The sequence below is a fragment of the Polaromonas sp. genome (genome assembly GCF_012927415.1).
GTDB lineage: Bacteria > Pseudomonadota > Gammaproteobacteria > Burkholderiales > Burkholderiaceae_C > Polaromonas.
Map to the genome: position 1 here is coordinate 1 of NZ_JABBPF010000189.1, position 2654 is coordinate 2654.

General features: G+C 59.9%; 2 protein-coding genes and 1 pseudogene. All 3 read left to right on the top strand.

All coding sequences use genetic code 11. The features are described from left to right. A partial coding sequence (locus HHJ19_RS15635) for a DUF4080 domain-containing protein (RefSeq protein ID WP_296908796.1) occupies positions 1–610 on the top strand: 610 nt, incomplete at its 5' end. Positions 611–814: 204 nt separating this feature from the next. Beyond that, a complete protein-coding gene (locus HHJ19_RS15640) occupies positions 815–1012 on the top strand; it encodes a hypothetical protein (protein ID WP_296908797.1) in 198 nt (65 codons plus the stop codon). 740 nt (positions 1013–1752) lie between these two features. Further along, positions 1753–2556 (top strand): annotated as a pseudogene (locus HHJ19_RS15645) (creatininase family protein); the annotation flags it as partial. Positions 2557–2654: the final 98 nt, after the last annotated feature.

The window sequence follows — 2654 nt, forward strand, 5'->3', positions numbered from 1 at the left end:
GATGGAAAGTTTCGCGGCCGGCTTTGACCGCCTGCATGACCTCGCGCCGCATGAAATCCAGTTCGGTATTTTGAAACGCCTGCGCGGCACGCCGATCACCCGGCACACCGTGGATTTTGCGATGGCCTACGACCCGCAGACGCCGTACACGATTCTGCAGACCTCCACGATTGATTTTGCGACGATGCAGCGCATTCAGCGCTTTGCGCGCTACTGGGAAATGATCGCCAACTCGGGGCGCTTTGCGCTGGCGCTGAAGCTGCTGCTGGGGCCGGGTTCGGCCTTTAACCACTTTCTGTGCTTCAGCGACTGGCTTTGGCAGACCACCGGCAAGACGCATGAATTTGCGCTGGAGAAACTGGTGGATTTTCTGTTTGAGCACCTCACTTCGGTCCACGCGTTGAATCCGGAGGTGGCTCGCCAGGCGCTGCTCGCCGATTATCAGGCCAGCGGTGCGCGTGCCAGGCCGAAGTGCCTGGCGGACCTGCTCGACGCACTTCGGACTGCCTTGCCGTTGGCTGCGTCAAAACACCGTGCTGAGCGGCAAAGCCGGCATGTCAGCCAGCAAGCCCACCGAGACGAAATCCAGAAGGCTGCGGCGGCGGCCTGACGCGGGCGAATCGCGCTTACCCAGCCGGTTTGCCCTCGTAGGTGGCAAACGGTCACCGGGCAGTAACCCAGCGTAGAAAGGGCTCTCGCTCGACTGATTTGCGCTATAAGCTCTCAAGCGGTCAGGTGGGCCAATGGGTTTAGAGCTGGCGTAAGACCGATGGGCAAGCTGTAACAATCCGTTCGATGACTTCGGGCGACTCTCATGAAGTACATCAGCAGCTGGACCTTGCCGCAGGGCACTTGCAGCGTCGCCGTGGTGCATTTTCCGGGAACCGGCGGCGCGCCGCCCCAGGGTGTCGACATGCTGAAATGCAGTCACGGCAGTCACGGCAGTCACGGCATGAACGGCCAGGGTTTTGCCATCGCCAAGCCAAGCAATGGCACGGCTTTGTTCCTTTAGCAGGCGCAAGGGCCCGACCTGATCGCCATTAAGACAACACCCTTCCTCGAGGACGCCGACGCTGGCGTGATGCCGGCATCTCTGGGCAAGTACCGAGCGCGGTGGCTGATCACCTCACCCGGTTTCGCTTGAAAAAAATTTAAACAAACTTCTGCAGGGAGGGTTTGCTCACTTTGCAAGGGGCGCCTGTATTGCGTGGTTTTTGTAGGTCCAACAACATCCTGAAAATCACATCTAATCCCAGCCAAACGCAACAAGATGCCGTCCAAATGTGGACTGGACTTTGTCAATGCTGGGAACTCCAACAAAAAAGGGTCAATCTTCAAAAATAATTTTGACCCCGGAACCCCATCGTTTTTTACGTCGTTTGGACTTGGGCCGTCGGGGTGTTTTTTCACTCAGGCCGACTGGGTGCGGAGCCATTGCAGGCCTTCAAAGCCATTGGCAACTGGGTGGCTTTAGCGGGTGCATCACTGTGTTTTTTGGGGCATGGCCTTGATTGTTTGCTTCAGGGGTGATGTTTGGGAAACGCACAACCAAGCTGTCATTTCTTTCCCCCGCATTGGTCTACTTGTCCTGTTGGCGACTGGTTATGGATTCTTTTGGGCAATGAGGATCGTGAGTCAAGAGCGCTCGCCAGTCATTGAGTGCTACGGGTTTTCCAAGCGGGCAGACGCTCACAGCTGCCGAAATACCCGCAAAATACGCGCATGACTTCTGTTGCGCCCCCCCCCTTCGCCATGCCCCGTTTCTGGGCCGACTTGAAAAGCCCGGACTTTGCGCGCCTGAACCTGGACCGCGTCATCGCCGTGCTGCCGGTCGCCGCGATCGAGCAGCATGGGCCACACCTGCCGCTCAATGTCGATGCGACGCTGGTCGACGGCGTCATCGCCGCTGCCTTGCCCCATTTGTCCGCCGACCTGCCGGTGCTGTTTTTGCCAACGCAATCAGTGGGCTTCAGCCCCGAGCACATGCGTTTTGCTGGCACGCTCACGCTTAGCAGCGAAACCATCACCCGGCTCTGGACGGAAATTGCCGAGTCAGTGGCGGCCAGCGGTGTGAAAAAACTGGTGCTGCTCAATTCGCATGGCGGCCAGTCGGGGCTGCTGGATGTGGTGGCGCGCGACCTGCGGGCACGCCTTGGCATGCTGGTGTTCAGCGTGAACTCTTTTAATCTGCCCTTGTGCAACGAGCAAGGGGAGTCGGTAGCCGAACTGTTCTGCGCGCATGAGCACCGCTTCGGCATTCATGCCGGCGAAATTGAAACGTCGATGATGCTGGCGCTTCAACCGGGGCAGGTTGCTATGGCGAAGGCGCAGAATTTTCGTTCGACTTCGCAGGACCGTTCCGAAAAGTTCAGTATCCTGGGCGACGGCCGCAGCGCCAAGCTGGGCTGGCAGATGCAGGACTACAACGCGCACGGGGCTGTCGGCAACGCTGCGGCGGCCACGACGGAAAAAGGCCATGCGCTGCTGGGCGCGATGGGCCGCAGCCTGGCGCAGTTGCTGCAACAGCTCGACCAGTTGCCCGCCGATACGCTGCGCAGCGGCACAGCGGTCGGGCCCGAAAAAACAAACCCCCCCAGCCCCTGGGAACCCGCCGGGGGGGTCCGGCCGCGCCGTGCGGGGGGGCCCGACTGCGG